At 34.3% G+C, this 17816-nt stretch carries 13 protein-coding genes and 1 pseudogene; 8 read left to right on the top strand and 6 right to left on the bottom strand.

Annotated features, from left to right (window positions below; all coding sequences use genetic code 11):
- Position 1 precedes the first annotated feature (1 nt).
- Entirely contained in the window at positions 2 to 565 is a 564-nt protein-coding gene (gene gldD / locus EKL99_RS08145) for a gliding motility lipoprotein GldD (protein ID WP_126455137.1), read from the top strand.
- Between the two features lie 193 nt (positions 566 to 758).
- On the opposite strand, the gene EKL99_RS08150 is transcribed toward gldD, so the two are convergent.
- Positions 759 to 1136 carry a heavy-metal-associated domain-containing protein gene (locus tag EKL99_RS08150; RefSeq protein WP_126455139.1) on the bottom strand — a complete coding sequence of 126 codons (378 nt, stop codon included), beginning with the start codon at positions 1134 to 1136 and terminating at the stop codon, positions 759 to 761.
- Positions 1137 to 1244: 108 nt separating this feature from the next.
- Here EKL99_RS08150 and EKL99_RS08155 point away from each other — a divergent pair, with 108 nt between their 5' ends.
- Positions 1245 to 2111 carry a DMT family transporter gene (locus tag EKL99_RS08155; RefSeq protein WP_126576738.1) on the top strand — a complete coding sequence of 289 codons (867 nt, stop codon included), beginning with the start codon at positions 1245 to 1247 and terminating at the stop codon, positions 2109 to 2111.
- A gap of 95 nt (positions 2112 to 2206) precedes the next feature.
- Here EKL99_RS08155 and EKL99_RS08160 read toward each other — a convergent pair whose 3' ends face one another.
- Both EKL99_RS08160 and EKL99_RS08165 read right to left on the bottom strand, forming a co-directional pair.
- Entirely contained in the window at positions 2207 to 4255 is a 2049-nt protein-coding gene (locus EKL99_RS08160; RefSeq protein ID WP_231507406.1) for an insulinase family protein, read from the bottom strand.
- A gap of 11 nt (positions 4256 to 4266) precedes the next feature.
- Positions 4267 to 5592, bottom strand: a complete 1326-nt coding sequence (locus tag EKL99_RS08165) for a pitrilysin family protein (RefSeq protein ID WP_126457567.1) — start codon at positions 5590 to 5592, stop codon at positions 4267 to 4269.
- A 237-nt stretch (positions 5593 to 5829) separates the two neighbouring features.
- Between EKL99_RS08165 and rplU the strand changes: the two genes are divergently transcribed.
- The 4 genes from rplU (at position 5830) to EKL99_RS08185 (ending at position 14649) form a co-directional block, all read left to right on the top strand.
- A complete protein-coding gene (gene rplU, locus EKL99_RS08170; RefSeq protein ID WP_126455145.1) occupies positions 5830 to 6252 on the top strand; it encodes a 50S ribosomal protein L21 in 423 nt (140 codons plus the stop codon).
- Positions 6253 to 6275: 23 nt separating this feature from the next.
- The gene (gene rpmA, locus EKL99_RS08175) at positions 6276 to 6542 is read left to right on the top strand and encodes a 50S ribosomal protein L27 (RefSeq protein ID WP_086453627.1); all 267 of its coding nucleotides are present in this window, start codon (positions 6276 to 6278) and stop codon (positions 6540 to 6542) included.
- 1158 nt (positions 6543 to 7700) lie between these two features.
- Complete coding sequence (locus EKL99_RS08180; RefSeq protein WP_197037226.1) at positions 7701 to 11288, top strand: M4 family metallopeptidase; 3588 nt, start codon at positions 7701 to 7703, stop codon at positions 11286 to 11288.
- A gap of 70 nt (positions 11289 to 11358) precedes the next feature.
- Positions 11359 to 14649 carry a reprolysin-like metallopeptidase gene (locus tag EKL99_RS08185; protein ID WP_126576740.1) on the top strand — a complete coding sequence of 1097 codons (3291 nt, stop codon included), beginning with the start codon at positions 11359 to 11361 and terminating at the stop codon, positions 14647 to 14649.
- 290 nt (positions 14650 to 14939) lie between these two features.
- Here EKL99_RS08185 and EKL99_RS08190 read toward each other — a convergent pair whose 3' ends face one another.
- Both EKL99_RS08190 and EKL99_RS08195 read right to left on the bottom strand, forming a co-directional pair.
- Entirely contained in the window at positions 14940 to 15278 is a 339-nt protein-coding gene (locus EKL99_RS08190) for a DoxX family protein (RefSeq protein WP_126561469.1), read from the bottom strand.
- Positions 15279 to 15285: 7 nt separating this feature from the next.
- Complete coding sequence (locus EKL99_RS08195) at positions 15286 to 15624, bottom strand: DoxX family protein (protein WP_126553940.1); 339 nt, start codon at positions 15622 to 15624, stop codon at positions 15286 to 15288.
- A gap of 225 nt (positions 15625 to 15849) precedes the next feature.
- Here EKL99_RS08195 and EKL99_RS08200 point away from each other — a divergent pair.
- Positions 15850 to 15936, top strand: a pseudogene (locus EKL99_RS08200) (transposase); the annotation flags it as partial.
- 28 nt (positions 15937 to 15964) lie between these two features.
- Here the strand turns inward: EKL99_RS08200 and EKL99_RS08205 are convergent.
- Entirely contained in the window at positions 15965 to 17029 is a 1065-nt protein-coding gene (locus tag EKL99_RS08205) for a serine hydrolase (RefSeq protein ID WP_126576741.1), read from the bottom strand.
- Positions 17030 to 17281: 252 nt separating this feature from the next.
- Between EKL99_RS08205 and EKL99_RS14530 the strand changes: the two genes are divergently transcribed.
- Entirely contained in the window at positions 17282 to 17605 is a 324-nt protein-coding gene (locus EKL99_RS14530) for a hypothetical protein (RefSeq protein WP_197037227.1), read from the top strand.
- The last annotated feature ends 211 nt before the right edge of the window (positions 17606 to 17816 follow it).

Consider the following 17816-nt stretch of genomic DNA (forward strand, 5'->3'; position numbering starts at 1 on the left):
AATGTTTAAAAAAACAATCCCTTTTCTGGTAATAGCACTAACGTCATTGTTGAGTTTTAGTTGCAAAGACGCCGTGATCCCAAAACCATCCGCTTATTTGCGGTTGGATTATCCGCAAGCCAGTTATATGAATTTTGAAAACGAATGTCCTTTTGCTTTTGAAATGAATTCAGAGGCCGTTATCCAGAAAGAGCCCAATTGTGGTTTCACGATTACCTATCCAAAAATGAAAGCGACTATTTATCTCACCTATAAACCAGTCACTAAAAACATTAATGAACTGTTGCGGGATGCACAAAAATTGACTTATGAACACGTGATAAAAGCAGATGATATTCTGGAACAACCGTATTTGAATCCCGATAAAAAAGTGTACGGTATGTTTTATCAGGTAGAAGGAAATGCAGCAACGAATTCCCAGTTTTATGCTACGGACAGTACTAGTCATTTTTTGACGGGATCCGTTTATTTTTATGCGAAACCCAATTATGACTCGATTATGCCAGCGGCAAGTTATATCAAAAATGATATGCAGCGGCTAATGGAAACCTTGAAGTGGAAATAACAACAATAGCCATTTACCGGAATAGTACAAAATAAGCAATACTCTTTTTAGAATAAATAAGGCTTTTAAGTTTAAATTAGCCTGTTAACACTAACTGTACGCTTTTTTTAATGACCTTCAACATCCTTGTGTGGTTCAAAAAAAAACATCCCCGTAAAGAGAATGTTTTGTTGCGATAAAGGTAAAGTTCTATTTAGGACTTCATTTTAGAAACCTTGTATGTTTTGCCATCAGCAGCGGCTTCAACTACTGTTGTCAATTTTTCTGGTGTTTGAACTGTTTTGTCAAAAGTTACAGTGGCCATTTTAGTATCAAAATCTACTGTTGCTTTTTGAACACCATCCTGTGCGGTTAGATCTTCTTGAATCGTTTTGGCGCAGCCTACAGCGCACGTCATTCCTTCTACAGAGAAACTCGCTGTTTGAAGATTAGCAGCTGCAATTTCCTTTTTAACTTTTGGCGCAGTTGTTTCTGCCGTTTCTTTTGAAGCTATGTCTGTTTCTTTTTCTTTGCAACCTACAAATAAAAGACTTGTAAGTACCAGTGTTGCGATTGATTTTTTGAAATTCATTATAATGTATATTTTGAAGATTAACTACTTTTTTATGAATTACAAAATTAATTAAAAAAAGAAGGACTAATTCATAAAATAATTACAATTTTGGGCAAAATTATTTTTATGGAATCGAAGCAGTTAAAATGGGTGTATTTGTTGGTTCTTGCCTTGGTTTGGGGAAGTTCCTTTATACTGATAAAAAAAGGATTAATAGGTTTGACAGCGTTACAATTGGGATCGTTGCGAATTATTTTTGCAGCTGTTTTTTTAGTATTAATAGGGTTCAAAAGTTTGTCTAAAATCCCAGTATTTAAATGGAAATACATTGCTTTAACATCTTTATTCGGGACATTTATACCCGCTTACTTGTTTGCAATTGCACAGACTGAAATTGATAGTTCCGTGAGTTCTATTTTGAATTCCCTGACCCCTTTGAATACGCTGATTCTTGGCGCTTTGGTTTTTGGACTGCAGTTCAAAAGAAATCAAATTTTTGGAATTCTAATTGGTTTATTAGGAAGCGCTTTGTTGATTTTGAACGGCGCCATGCATCATCCGGAACAAAATTATTATTATGCTATTTTGGTTTTAATAGCTTCGATATGTTACGCAGTCAATGTCAATTTAATCAAAAAATATTTGCATGATTTGAGTCCGCTGAGTATTACTACCGGGAATTTTATGGTGCTGTTTGTTCCGGCATTCATAATCTTGTTTTTCTCCGGTTTTTTTGAAGTGGTACATGATGTGAAAGTGCAGGAATCAATTTTGTTTATAATGGTTTTAGGTGTGGTAGGAACTGGAATTGCGAATATTCTGTTCTTTAAATTGATCCAGATGTCATCGCCGGTTTTCGCTACTTCGGTAACGTATTTGATTCCCGTAGTTGCTTTTTGCTGGGGATTATTGGATAATGAAATGCTAACGCCAGTTCAGTTTTTTGGTGCGTTTATTATTTTAATCGGCGTGTATTTGTCGGCTAAGAAGTAGTAGCTGTTCTTGATCAGTTTGTGTTTAGGATCTTATTAAAAATAATAAAGGCTGTCTAAAAATAGACAGCCTTTATTTATTTATTCAAGATTTGATTATAAAAAATCATTATCTGAAACACCTTCATTGATTTTTACATCAGACATTTTTATGTCTAATTCAAAACCTACATTCTGGATGATGTTAAAAGGAACTTTAACTCCTTTCACTTCTTTGTAATCTCCATAATTTGTAGTTTGAGTGATGCTTTGCCCGCCTTGTTCAACAATTTTAGATTCGGCTAATTTTAAACCGGAAGTTACATCGTAAAACAAGGTTGTTTTTCCGTTTTTGACGGCGTACGCATCTTTCCCATTAATGGATTCAATAGTTTCCAGCGTTAAACCTTGGTTTTTAGCAAGAGACAATTCTTCAAATGGTGTGGCAGCTGCTTTCATATCAGCAAGTGTACTGCCTTCAATATTTTGGCGTTGCCCTTGTTGCATTACGTAAGCTCCTTTTTCATTTACCACTTGTTTCATTAGGCTCATTGTGCCCATCGTTAATTCAACCATCAATTTTCCTTTGGCATCAATTTTTGAGGTGAAGCTTAATGGAGAAGGCGCTTGCGGAATAGTTGTTGTCCCGTTCATTACAATTGTTTTTACAGCCAATGCTGCTTTTTCTCCACCGATAGCTTTGATGTAATTCTCAATGACACTTTTGGCAGTGACTCCTGCTGGAACTGGTTTTTTTAATTCTGGTTTAGCTGTTGCATTTCCGTATTTATCAAAGTAGGAAACTGGTATTTTCAATTTTTCCAGATTAGTAGCTACATCAGCTGCTTTTCCAACAATTACAATTCGGCTGTTGTCCGTTAAAAAATATTTATTTGATACTCTTAAAATGTCATCTGCTGTTACAGCGCTGATATTTTTGATGTAGTTTTCGTAGAAGTCAGCTGGTAAGCTTTGTGTTTGAATTCTCAAAGCATATCCTGCCACGGTTTGTGGCTTTTCAATTTGCATTACAAAACGTCCAATGTATCCTGCTTTTACGCTGGCTAACATTTCATCCGTCACTTTCTCAGTTCTGATTTTTTTGAATTCTTTAAAAATTTCAACAACAGTACTGTCCGTTACGGCATTACGAACTTGCGTAGAAGCACTGAAAGTAGAAATGCGTTTGTCTCCGTAAATGCTTGTTCTTGCACCATAAGTCCATCCGTGCGCTTCTCTTAAGTTCATGTTGATGTAACTGTTAAAGTCGCCACCAAGGATTTGATTGGCCACCAAAACTGCGAAGTAATCTGGATCAGTCATTTTAAGATTTGACATATTTACAACCGCAACTTCTGATTGAACTGCATTTGGCATGTCAATAAAGTTGATTTGTGTAGCGGAAACATCTATTGGATCGCTATAAGAGATCGATGGAGCAGCTGCTTTTTTCCATGAGCCAAAGAATTTCTCTACCATTTTTTTTGTCTCGCTGAATTTTACATCACCCACAATAATTAGGTAAGCGTTGCTTGGCACAAAATATGTTGTGTAGTTTGCTTTTACATCTGAAAGAGTTACGTTTTTCAAGGTAGCTTCGCTAACATATTCGCCTGCAGGATGGTTTTTTCCATAAGTCAAAACATCTACAACTCTTGCTGCTACTGCTGAAACGCTTTTTTCATTGGCTTTCAAGCCTTCAATAAGTTTCGCTTTTTCTTTGTCAAATTCCTCTTGGGTGAAGTTTGGGTTTAATGCACCATCTGCCATTAGCTCTAAAACTCTCCCCGAATATTTAGATAAGGAACTTGCTGAAGCGCCATTAGAACTAAAATTGATGTTAGCGCCTAAGAAATCTACTTCTTCATTGAAAGCTGTTTTCGAAATTTTAGTGGTGCCGCTTCCGATTAATGTACTGGTCATGTCGGCAACTCCTTTTTTGTCGCCTTCAGCATACGGATCATTGTCTAAGGTAAGACTGAATGCTACTCTAGGAAGTTTATGGTTTTCGACAACCATAACTTTTAATCCATTTTTTAATTCAAAAGTTAACGGTTTTCCGATTTTTATTGATGGTGCTACACCAGGTTTTGGCTGAGGGATGATTTGTCCTTGCATAATTACGGTTAAGAACAAGCTTGATAAAATTAATATTGATTTTTTCATAATGATGTATCTTAGTTTTGAGCTTTGTCTTTAGATGGAACATAATCCAAAACTAATCTTTGGTTTGGATTTAAATATTTCTTAGCAATATCTCTGATTTCTTCCCGAGTGATAGAATGATAGATTTCAATTTCGGTATTGATTAAGTTTACATCACCGTATAACAAATGATAGGAAGCCAGGTTGTCTGCAATACCGTCAATGGTAGAATTGCTGTTGACATATTGGTTTTCGAATTTGTTTTGTAGTTTTTGTAAGTCTTTTTCTGAAATTAATTCTGTTTGTAATTTTACAATTTCAGAGTCAATTTCGGCAAGAATATTTTCGGTTGTGTTAGGCGCTTGAGGCAAACCGTAAATGATATAGCTGCCGTAGTCTTCTTGGCTGTTACTAAAAGCGCCAATTTGCAAGGCCATCTTTTTGTCATCAACTATTTTTTTGTATAGTCTAGAACTTTTTCCATCGCTTAAGATAGATGAAATCATATCCAGTACTCTTGCGTCTCTGGTTTTCATAGATGGCGTTCTGTAGGCTGCTACAATTGCAGGGATTTGGATATTAGCATCTTGAAATTCTGCTTTTATAGTTTGAGTAATCGGTTCTTCAACAAATGTTTCTCTTTGTATGGGAGCTCCTTTTTTGATCGGTCCAAAATATTTTTGAATCCATTCTTTTGCTTGCTCTTTTTTGAAATCACCAGCGACAATTAAAACAGCATTGTTCGGAATGTAAAATTTCTTGTTGAAAGCTTGGAATTCTTCTAATGTTGCAGCGTCTAAATGGCTCATAGAACCTATAGTTGCCCAACGGTATGGGTGTTTTGTGAAAATATTCTTTTTTACTTCCGCCAAAAAATTTCCGTAAGGCTGATTGTCAACGCGCAATCTCTTTTCTTCTTTCACCACTTCGTTTTGAGTATCAACACCAATTTGATTGATCACTGGGTGCAGCATTCTTTCTGCTTCCATCCATAAACCTAATTCTAAGTTGTTAGATGGGAAAACCTCGTAATAATAGGTTCGGTCATCCGTTGTGTTGGCATTATTTACACCACCGTTTCCAGTTACAATCTTAAACCACTCACCGCGTTTGATGTTTTCGGTTCCTTCAAACAATAAATGTTCAAAAAAGTGAGCAAAACCAGTTCTTTCCGGATTTTCATCTTTAGCGCCTACATGGTACATTACTGAGGTAATAACAGTAGGGGCAGAAGGATCGTTGTGCAAAATCACATGCAGTCCATTGTCTAATTTGTATTCTTCAAAAGCTACTTTCTGAGCAGAAGCTACTCCTCCTAGCATAAACAAAGCACCTAAAGCCATTAATGAATTTTTCATAAGGTTAATAATTTTGTTAATATGCATAATTAGTAGTGGTTTTTAATTTTTGTTACATAAAAGTGTTTCGCTGTGAGAAATTTAACACTAGTTAAGCGTTTTATTTTGTAAAATTATTTCAAAAGTCTATTTAATAAGTAATTATGATGTATTGGGTATTTTTTTTTCTTCAACAAATTGCGAGGTAATTATTTAATTGTATATTTGCAACCTTAAAAATTTATAAAACAATTTGTTATGTATGCAATCGTAGAGATAGCAGGGCAACAGTTTAAAGTTAGCAAAGACCTAAAGGTTTACGTTCACCGTTTAGCAAATGAAGAAGGAACTCAAGTTTCTTTCGACAAAGTTTATTTGTTAGATGATAACGGTACAATCACAATAGGCGCCCCAGCTATAGAAGGTGCTTCAGTAGAAGCCAAAGTGTTACAACACTTAAAAGGAGATAAAGTTATCATTTTCAAAAAGAAAAGAAGAAAAGGATACAAAAAGAGAAACGGACACCGTCAGTATCTTACTCAAATTGTAATCGAAGGTATTACTGCAGCAGGTGCTAAAAAAGCGGCTCCTAAAAAAGCAGCAGTTGAAGCAACTACAGAAGAAGTTGAAGCTCCTAAGAAAAAGGTAGCTAAAGCTAAAAAAGAAGATACTCAAGAATAATAACAAAATAAAACTAATACGTCATGGCTCACAAGAAAGGTGTCGGTAGTTCTAAGAATGGTAGAGAATCAGAATCAAAACGTTTAGGTGTTAAGATTTTTGGTGGTCAAGCTGCTATTGCTGGGAACATCATCGTAAGACAAAGAGGTTCAAAACATAATCCAGGTGCAAATGTTTACATCAGTAAAGATCACACCCTACACGCAAGAGTAGATGGAGTTGTTTTTTTCCAAAAGAAAAGAGATAACAAATCTTATGTATCTATACTTCCATTTGAAGTTGAAGCATAATTGATTTTCTCAATTATTAAAAAACCCGTTTCGAAAGAAATGGGTTTTTTTTTTGACCTTAGCCAAGCGCCTCCGGAATCTTCAAAGGAAAAGAAGGCAAAGTCAAAATTGATGGTTTGCCTGATTTGTAAATTATATTTGATTTTATCAGGGTATAAGTATTGATTATATTCGTAGTTTTTTATTGCTGGTCTAGGGGAGTTTAATGAATTAAATTTCGGTTCAAATAAAATGCCGTATACTGTTTTGGAAGGGATATTTTGTAATTAGAAACTGTTGTGATTCTTTTATAGGTTTTACAAATCAGAACTGTTTTTAGAAAATCATCTTCTAATTAAAATATAAATTTTCACTTGTATAGGTGATTACTGCTTGTCTGTAATTTTTTTGGACACTCAAAGACACTGTAGTGTTTTTTTTCTTTCAAATTTTCCCTCTCCATTATATTCTTTATAAACGCATCTCTTTTTTTGATATAATTTCACTAATTCAGAAGGTTATTTCTAGTTTTAAACGGTATCTGATTTTATATGGCAACATAAAGATTAGATTCATTACTCTCTAATAGTTTAAATCTATAGGATTTTTTTTTAATTAATAAATTGAAATTAATTTTTAAATAATTTATTGTTTTAATATTGATTAGAAATTAAGTTTATTTTTTTTAACCTTTTTTTTTGATAAAAAATTAATTAATTAATTCTTTTTTGGATTAAAATATAATAATTATGTTTTTTAAAGTCAAAATTTTGATTAAAATTTATTTTAATCAATTTTAATCAATTTTAATCAAATATTTTTTTTGGAATAATAGTTACGAGAATGTTGGTTTTACGAGTCAAAACAGCATACCGTGATATAGTTAATATGATTCTGTTTAATCAGATTAGACATTAAAAATGATCTTGTCTAAGTGGTTTATTGATTGTTCGTTTGAATTAATGATTTTAAAGACTACAAATACTATTAATTAATAAATATTAGCGCTAATGAAATAAAGTATCAAATTACACAGCATTAAACAATAAGGACAAACTCAATTAGTACACCAAATTTTACAGCACAACTATGAATAAACTATTACTCACATCTAGTTTTTTGTTTTTTACCTTTTTAATTTTCGCTCAAAAAAGTAAAACTCAAAATAATGAAAAATATTTGCAATCAAATACAAATATCCAGGAATTTAAATTTAATAAAAGTCGCCAGAGTCCTTCTTTACTAAAAATTAAACCGGACTATAATTTAAATTTAGCTGGTGTTCCTGCTTTTTTAGTGGAAGTACTGCAATTAGATAAAAATTCATTTGAATTTAAAGAAATTCACACCAATACCACCAAGGGGAATTTTAATATCGTTACTTTTTCTGCCTTCTATAATGGGGTGAAAGTGGAGCATGCGCGATATAATATTGTTCTTAAAAAAGATAAAGTAACTGCAATTACACTAGAGCATTATGTTATGGGTGCTAATGTTTCTAAGACAAAGTCATTGTCCCAAGACCAAGCATTAGAAAAGGCAAAGCAACATGTTGGTGCTGAGAATTATGTTTGGGAAGATATTTCAAAAAGTTTAAAAGTTACGGTGAATCAGAAAGAGATACAACAATTACAAAAATCATATAATGAATATTTGCCTAAAGGCGAATTAGTATATGTTGATAATTATAAGACAAAAGAGGTTGACTTAACGCTTGCATACAAATTCAATATATACGCATCAAAACCATTATCAAGAAACAATGTTTTTGTTGATGCTGCCAATGGCCAGATTTTATTAACGGATGCAATTATTAAACATGCAGATGAAATTAATAAAAACATCGAAAAGAATAAAATAAACACCACTAATTCAGCAGCAATTTTAGCCTCAGTTGAAGGGAACGGAGCTACAAGATATGCTGGAAACAGAAAATTTCAGACTACATTAGATGCAGTCAATAATCGCTATTCATTATTCGGGACTATTCCGGTTCTTGTGAATGGATTGCCGGTTGTTATAGAAAACGAAACGCGTTCTTATAATGGAGTAGGTGGAGCGCCTATTGGTGTGCCTAATATTCCATCGTATTCTATTTATGATGGTGATGCTCCATCAGGACAATTAAAAGTTGAAATTGGAGACAACAACTGGACCGCAGATGAACACTGGAGAAGTCGTTTCACTACTCTAAAATACCCTGTTGACAATGAAACAAAAAATGATGATATTGCTTTAGATGCGCATTGGGGAGCTGAAATAGTAATTAAATATTGGGGAGCTATTCATAATCGAAGTAGTTATGATAATCGTGGTACCAAAGTTATTAATTATGTACATTATGGTGATGCGTATGACAATGCTTTCTGGAATGGTACTGCAATGACCTACGGAGATGGAAGTTATCAAGGCGGTACAAAGCCTAATGGTTCTTTTGGGCCTTTAACATCCATGGATGTTTGTGGGCATGAAATAGGACATGGTGTCTGCTCTAATACATCTGATTTAGTTTACGCCAGAGAATCCGGTGCTATGAATGAAGGTTTTTCGGATATCTGGGCAGCATCTGTAGAAAACTATGTATTGACTACAATTGATAGTTCGTTGCCTTATGACCCGTGGGGAATTGGAGAACAAATTGATGAACGTGATGGTGGGTTAGCTCCGGGCGCAGCTGGATCTACTGCTTTGCGTTGGATGGATGATCCAAAAGCAAATACAGATCCCGACAGTTATGGAGGTAAATTTTGGTCTGACCCACAATGTGTACAACCTAGTTTAGCGAATGACCAATGCGGAGTCCATAGTAATAGTGGAGTTCTAAATAAATGGTATTATTTATTAGTAGAAGGTTCTGGAAAGAGTTTTACTCGTGGGAAAGCTAAAGCGGCTGCAGATGATCAAATAAATGATGCTTTGAAGGTCTACAGTGTCAAAGGTTTAGGTTTTCTTATTGCTGAACAGATTACTTTTAAGGCCGAAGTGCTACTTACTCCAAACGCTACTTTTCAAGAGATGAGAGATGCAAGTATACTTGTTGCAGGACAAGAATATGGAACGTTTTCTAATGAAGTGAAACAAGTAACGAATGCCTGGTATGCGGTTAATGTAGGGAATGAATTTATTGCGCCTGATCCAAACCAACTTTTCTTTGAATCGGCTAATGTTTCTGTAGTCAACGAGCAGACAGCAACACAAGGGTGTGCTGTTTTTAATACAATAGAGGTTAAGGTTACTGGGGTAAACATCACTTCTCCTCAAACCATTAATTTAGACTTCTCAGGTTCTACAGCAACTATTAATAAAGACTTTACTACATCAGCAACTAGTTTGTCTTTTGATAAAGATGGGACTAAAACAATTTTACTCAACATTTTTAATGATGGTATAGTTGAAGGTGTAGAAAATATTATAATCAAGTTTAATGTAAATACTCCTGTAGCGCAATCTAGAATTCAAAACATCACAATTGTTGATAATGATTATGTACCAGCTATTGGTATAGGTACGGTAGAGATTTTTAAAGAAACTTTTACTACTTCAAATATTCCATCTGGTTGGGAAACTAAAAGTGTAATAGGATTGGATCCCAATGTTTGGCTTTTTAATGGGCCAAATACTTTAGGAAAAGCATACGTTTCAAATGGCACTGCATCTCAAGGCGCCACTTATGATTCAACCCAAAACGGAAATCTACTTCTCATAAGCAAATTGATTGATACAAAAGGGATGAGCGATGTTACTGTAGCTTTTGACTGGGAAGCAGGAGGAGAAACGGACCAAGTAGATAATACTGCGTTGTTTGATTATGGTGAATTTGTATACTCTTTAGATGGCGCTAATTATAATTCTTTAGCCTTTTTTGCAGGTACAGCATCAGGAGCTGTTATGTCTTCAGGTAAGTATAATAAAGCGACACCGGCATTAAATAATACACAATTTCATTTAGCTTGGAGATGGTATAATGATGCTTTACTAGGTACTGCTTTTAGTTTTACTTTAGACAACGTAGTAGTAAGCGGAACACCGGCTTCAGTAGAATCTGATTTGATGCAATTTGATAGTGAAACCGTGAAAATTGGAAATCAAGTATACTTTTTGAGCGATCAAGATGGAGATGTCATTGGTTTGATAGAAAATGCGACTAAGGATCTGGGTTGTGTTACGCTAACTATTAGTGAGTCAGGTAGTAAATCTAACTTTACTAATATAGCAGGATCTCATTCAGGGAAAGTTATCAAAGTAGAAGCAGATGGATTGAATGCACCAACAACTTCCTATGACTTAACACTATTCTTTACAGATGCTGAAACAAGTGAATTTTCAGACCCTAGCGGGTTAAGAGTTATAAAAGTAAATAGCAACTCTATCAATGATGCTAAAAATTACCCTAAGAATTTTCAAATAAACGGAGGGTTAGGTGCTGCATATTCTGCGGAGCAATATCGTACTTATAAAGGAAATCATACCGGATCTGGAACTTTTGCTTTGGTAACACAAGCAACTTTATCTACGCAAAAAATTAATGGGGAAGAATTTAAAATATACCCAACTGTATTGTCGGCTGATAAAGTAATTACAATTTCCAGTGCAAGAACGCCAATTGATCGAGTTGACATTTATACCCTAAATGGAGGTTTAATAAGCGCTTTGCAATTAGAAAGTAGTAATGAAGCTAAAATACCTGTTAGTAAATTATCCAGCGGAATGTATTTTCTTGTTATAAATGGTAATAAATCAGATACATTTAAGTTTCTGATGCAATAAATAATTGATTCAAAATCCCCCATCGTAGAAATGCAATGGAGGATTTATTTTTTACCTAAATTTAAAGATAATGAATACTAAAAATAATTTTCTTTTACCCCTACTGTTTTGTTTTTCCTTAAGCATATCATGGGGGCAGAATAAAAGTGATTGGACCGCTTTATCCGAAAACAGTCGGCTCAAAATTAATAATATTAGTTTTGATAAAGAAAAAATGCCCACAAAATTTAAACTTTACACGGTTGGTATAGCCACTGTTAAAAATAAACTACAGAATGCTCCTAAAAGAGGTGTGTTTTTTGGGACTTCTCAAAATATAATCAATGTGCCTAATGAAGACGGTTCTGTTGAAAACTACCAAGTTTTAGATGCCCAAATTTTGCATCCGGATTTGGCTGCAAAATTACCAAATATTAAAAGTTATGTTGGTAGTTCATTAGTACATCCTGGTAAATATATTCGGTTTAGTCTGTCGCAAGCCGGATTTCATGCTCAGGTTTTTGAAGCTGGAAAATCAACTTATTTTATAGATCCCTATACAAGTGATAAGTCAGTATATATTGCTTACAACAGAGATGATCTAGTCAATAATTCATCTGATGTTTTTACTTGCGAGACTGATAATTCACTTTCTAAAAAAACTGGAAATACGCAAATAAATAAAACGATAGGTGCTACTGATGATAGTAAAATTCGGTTGTATGAATTAGCAATGTCGTGTACAGGAGAGTATGGTGCCTTGTTTATTGGTAATGCTACTACCGATTTTGAAAAAAAATCAAATATCATGGCGCAAATGGTTGTCACAATGACACGAGTAAATGGTATTTATGAGAAAGAATTAGGTATCACATATCAGTTTGTACCTAAGAATTTTGATGTAATGTATTATGATGGAACTACTGACCCTTGGGGTACAGAATATAATAAGCAAACTCAATTGACCATAGATGCTAATATTGGAGACGCAAACTACGACATAGGGCATAATTTTAATACAGCTGGCGGCGGTAATGCAGGTTGTATTGGTTGTGTTTGTAATTCCGGAAATAAAGGAAGCGGTATGACTGGTAGATCAAATCCTACTGGAGACTCTTTTGATGTTGATTATGTAGCACATGAAATTGGACATCAAATGGGAGGGTATCATACCCACAATGGGACAACTACCTGTTTGAAAAGCGGGAATAATACCGAAGTGGAACCCGGAAGCGGATCGTCAATAATGGGGTATGCCGGAATTTGTACGGGGCAAAATGTACAGGAAAATTCGGATGATTATTTTAATTATGTAAACATACGAGACATAAGTGCTAACATTCAAGGGGGTGTGAGTTCCGCTTGTTTTGATGAAATCAAGGTTAGCAACTTACCGCCAAAAGCCAATGCGGGAGCTAATTATAGCATTCCTGTAGGTACCGCATTTCAGTTGTCAGGAACAGGTTCTGATCCTGACTCAGGAGATCTTCTTACTTATACGTGGGAACAAAATGACAATGAAGAGATGCAAAGTCCTGTTCAGCCTGTCCCAACGGCTATTCAAGGTCCTATGTTTAGAACCCGAAGAGGAACCACAAAACCTAATAGGTATTTCCCCCAATTAACTGATATTTTAAGTAATAATCTGATGCCTACTTGGGAGGTAATTCCCCAAGTTCAACGGAGTTTTGAGTTTGCTTTTACGGTTAGGGATAATGTTGTTTATGGCGGACAAACGGCAGCTGATTTAATGACATTAAATACAATCCAAACGGCAGGACCCTTTAAAGTTTCAAGTCAAAACTCAAACACGACTTGGATACAAGGTGAAACTCAACTGATAACTTGGGATGTTGCGAATACCAATTTACTTCCGGTAAACTGTTTGTTTGTAAATATTTTATTTTCGGCTTTAGGGGATTTTACCGATACTATTATATTAGCGGATAAGGCTTTAAATAGTGGTTCTAAAAGCATCATTGTACCCTCTTCTTTAACGGAATCAGGGCGTTTAATGATAAAAGCGGCTGACAATGTTTTCTTAGATGTAAATGACGCAACTATAATAATTAAGCAAGTTACAACTCCAACATTCTTTTTGACAGCGCTTGAAGTCTCAAAAATCCAATGTGCTAATGATAATAAATCAACTTTTAGTTTTGATTATATTCCTTCTGCGGGTTTTACGGGGGTAGTGAGATTTGCTGCGACAGGTTTACCATCTGGTTCCACAGCTAGCTTTACACCAACAACAGCAAGTACCTCAAAAGAAACAATACTAATGACCGTTAGCGGATTTTCTAATTCAAACCCTAAGGATTATTCTATCACTTTCGCGGGTACTTCTCCGTCAGAAACCAAAACTCAAGTTGTTGTATTAACGCTAAAGGGAGGTGTTTTTTCGGAGCCTGTGCTGAGTAGTCCAGCTAATACAAGTGTGAAACAATCAACTTATCCATCCTATATCTGGTCTAAAGATGGGAATAACAGTGCTGAATTTTTTGATGTGGAAGTTGCTTCTGATTCAAATTTTCAATCTATAGTAGAAACCGCAACTGTCTCAAAAAATGGATATAATCAAAATAAAGGGTTAAGCGAAAATACGTTATATTATTGGAGAGTTAGGCCTAAAAACGAATGTGCAAACGGTGTTTTTAGTAGGCCAAGTAGCTTTACAACTGGTTCAAACAAGTGTTTTAGTAGGACTAACACTAATCCTTCTGTAATAGTATCAACCTTAACAACAACAAGCACAATAGATATAGCAACTGATATCCCAATTTCAGATATTAATGTTTCGATGAAAATTACCCATAGTTATATAGGAGATATAGTTGCGGTACTGACAAGTCCATCAGGGACCAATGTTTCACTGATAGCTAGTAAGTGTGATTCTAAGTCGGATTTGGATGCTACTTTTGATGATCAAGGGTTGGCTGTAATAAACTGTTCTTTAACAAGTCCAGCAATCTCTGGTGTTTTAAAGCCGGCGCAACCGCTTTCTGCTTTTAATGGAGAAAGTGCTAAAGGCGAATGGAGACTTAATATAACGGATACAGGATTAGGGGATGATGGTATACTTACATCATGGGCAATAGCATATTGTGGAGTAGAAAGCTTAAGCCTTAGCGCTAAAAAATTCGATACTTCCCTAATTCAGGTCTATCCAAATCCTGCAAAAAATAGCATTACGGTTCAATTTGAAAAAACACAGCACTTAGATGTTGCAGTATTTGATTTGTTAGGAAGACAGATTTTAAGTACAGTACTAAAGTCTTCTAGTAATACAATAGATGTTTCTTCTCTTTCGTCTGGAACGTATATCATGCAGCTAATTGATGATGAGAATAATAAAACCAGTAAAAAAATTATTATTGAATAATTTCAAAATGTGATAAAAGCGTTATGCTGAAGCATTATTGATTTTCTCAATTATTATAAATAAGTCGAAAGTTTAAAAGTCGTAAAGTCAAAAGAATTAACTTTAAGTAAAGCAGCTTTAAATCAGATTGTTATGTAATTTTATCTTGATTTTAAAATACGACATTATACCATGGTTATTACTTAGTACCCATTTCAATTATTATTGGAATGGGTATTTTGTTTTAATTTAAAATTAGAACAAATAGTGAACTGTTTGGTGGTAAATATTAAAAACAACTTAGTGTTGATTTATTCTAAGGTTCTGCATAAAATATAGAGATTCAACACAAAGTAAAAAAACGCGGGTAAAGAAACCAATAAAGAATCTTTCATCTTTATTCTTACCCCTGTACCAAGAAGCATAAGCAAAGCTAGGCCTCCGGAAGCAAGAACTAAAACAGTATGATTTTGAAGCCCAATAAATAAACCGATAGCCCCTGCCAATTCTAAAACAGCAATTAATGGTCCAAATTTTTCAAGTCCAAAGCGTTTAAATTCATTTTTCATATTCGACGAGGCAAAATACGCCATTCCATAGATAAGAAAGGAGGTTGCCGAAAATAAAATAAGTAAATGCAATAAATTCATGTTTTGATTATTTGGAAGCGCATAATGCAACAAAAAGAGATAATGCCAAAAGGAATAAAGAAGGAAGGTGTTTAGACCATGGGTTTTTTGCTTTAAAATGAAAAAATTGTGCGCTTATCATTAGAAAGGCCATTATAAGTGCCGGTATAAATACTAATTCAGGATACCAAATTCCTGTTATTAACAAGGTTGATAAGGCTATTTTTGTGGCTCCAACAACATTTCTTGTCAAATCCGATATGCCGTATTGTTTAAATTCGTTAACAATGTTATCAAACCTAAAAATCCATACGTAACCTACGGACACTGCGATTACAAGCTGAGCGATAATAGAATAAGTATTCATGGTTTTATAATTAAAGGGTTTTATCTTTTGTTGTGATATACAAATTAATTAGCAGCTGTATGTCTCTTAGAATTTATGTTATTCAAAGATACCATAAACTTATATTATTATAAGGATTACCGAATTGATTTATTTGTAAATCGAGAGGTTTCTTTATTATTTTATCGGATTAGCTCTCAATTTGAAACTAAAACAGGTTGGTTTTTTTGGTTCAAAAATGCATCAGAATTTATCAGGCATTTTGCGTTGCATATTTTGCCTAAACGTTTTGTCAAAATCCGGCATTATGGTTTTTTAAGTAGCACTTGTAAGCCCTAGCTGTTAGCAGCAGTTGTTATTTTTAGTTAATGTATAATTTAGCAATTTCTTCTATAAAAGCTTGAGGATGAGAACCCATTAAATTTGTCAAAATTACTATTGAAACATTTTTATTAGGATAAATAAATAATGCATTTCTTGCACCACCCATTGAAGCAATTATTGGATTTTCAGCTCTTGAACTTAATGAAAAACCAATTGAAGTTCTGTCGAGCAAACCATTCTCTTCATATGGTTTTCCGTTTTCTAATTCAATAGGTTTTAAAAGAATTTTAAGATTTTCAGCATTAATTAATTGATTAGTTTGTAATGCAATTACCCATTGTGCCATTTCGGTTGCTGTTGCATATATCCCACCTGCAGGCAATAAATTTGAAGGCATTGGTTGATAAACATTAGTTAGAACATTATTTCTAAAATAAGTATATGGTCTTGATGAGTTATTAATAATGTTATAAAAATCCCCAATTCCTGCCTTCATGGCGTTTTTCATTCCTGCTTTTTTGAATTGGTTTTCCATAATAAATTTTTCAAACGACTGTCCACTAATTTTTTCTATAAGCATTCCTAGAAGCATGTAATTTGCCAAGCCTTCTCTCACATGTTTTCCAGGTTCAAAAGCAAGGGGTAGCTTTTTGACGTTTTTGAACAAAATATTACCATCCTCGGAAAGCATATTGCCTTGTGAATCCCAAACATCAGGAAGTCCCGATTTATGGGTTGCAAGCTGTTCTACGGTAATTTTTTGCCAAGTTTGGGGTAATTTATCTAAATAATTTGAAATAGGTTCTTCTAGATTTAATTTTCCGTTTTCTACTAATTGCATGATTGCAACTCCTGTGAATGCTTTGGTAATAGAATTAATGCTAAAAACGGTTTGACTATTTACAGCAATTGAATCTTGAATATTGGAGAATCCATAATGACTTGTTTTTACAATAACATTTTCTTTAATAACCGATAATTGTAAACCGACAATTTTATTTTTTTGAATAAGTTCTTTTATTGCAAGATCGACTTTGTCTTCTTGTGAATAAGTATTATTAAAAACCGTTAAAAGAGCGATTAAAAGCAATGTTTTTTTCATGTTTTCTTTTGTTTTATTTTACGGTTATAGTGGGTGCGATTCCCGCTAACGTCAGTTTGTCTAAAAACCTTTAAACGAACTGTATTTTGTTAATCATTGAGTAAATATATGTTATTTAAACTACAATTAAAATTCATTCTGGCAAAAGTCGCTGATGATTATTAAAATAAAACAGTCCGTATAAAGGGTTAAAATTGCTCTTAACATCACAAAATACAACGCCAGTATTCTTAGATACTGTTTTAGTAGATTGTGATCAATCAGGTTGAAGATTCGGCGCAGGTTGTAGGCTGTAAAAATCAATCCAACATCAGCTGCGGCGCGTTTTATGGTTTTCGTTGCCATGATATAATAAAAATCCCATTGCCGCTTTATTACTCTCTTGCAAAGAGCGGGACAGGCTGCTGGATGTTTGACGATGGCTTGTCGTCTGCGGTATATTTTATAATTATTTTGGATTCTGACTTTATTTTGATAAATAAAATCGGCATATTGGAAGCGTTCAATGAGTCTGCCTTTGGCATTTTTGGTGCATTTTTTAAAAGTTCACAACTCAGACAAGCACTAGATTTATAATGCTTCATCTGGCTTATTGACGTGCCGTTCTTTTTGGCGTACCAATTTCCATTGGTCGTTGGGGTTTCATTAGCAGGGCACGTATAAGTATCCGACCCGTAGTTTTTGCGAAGGGTCACGCCCAAAAACAAAAAACCCTTGCTCCCGAAACTTCGGAACTGCAAGGGTTTGTATTATAATAGTGAGAATTGCTTCGTTTCCTCGCAATGAC

The organism is Flavobacterium sp. ZB4P23, from assembly GCF_003970375.1.
GTDB lineage: Bacteria > Bacteroidota > Bacteroidia > Flavobacteriales > Flavobacteriaceae > Flavobacterium.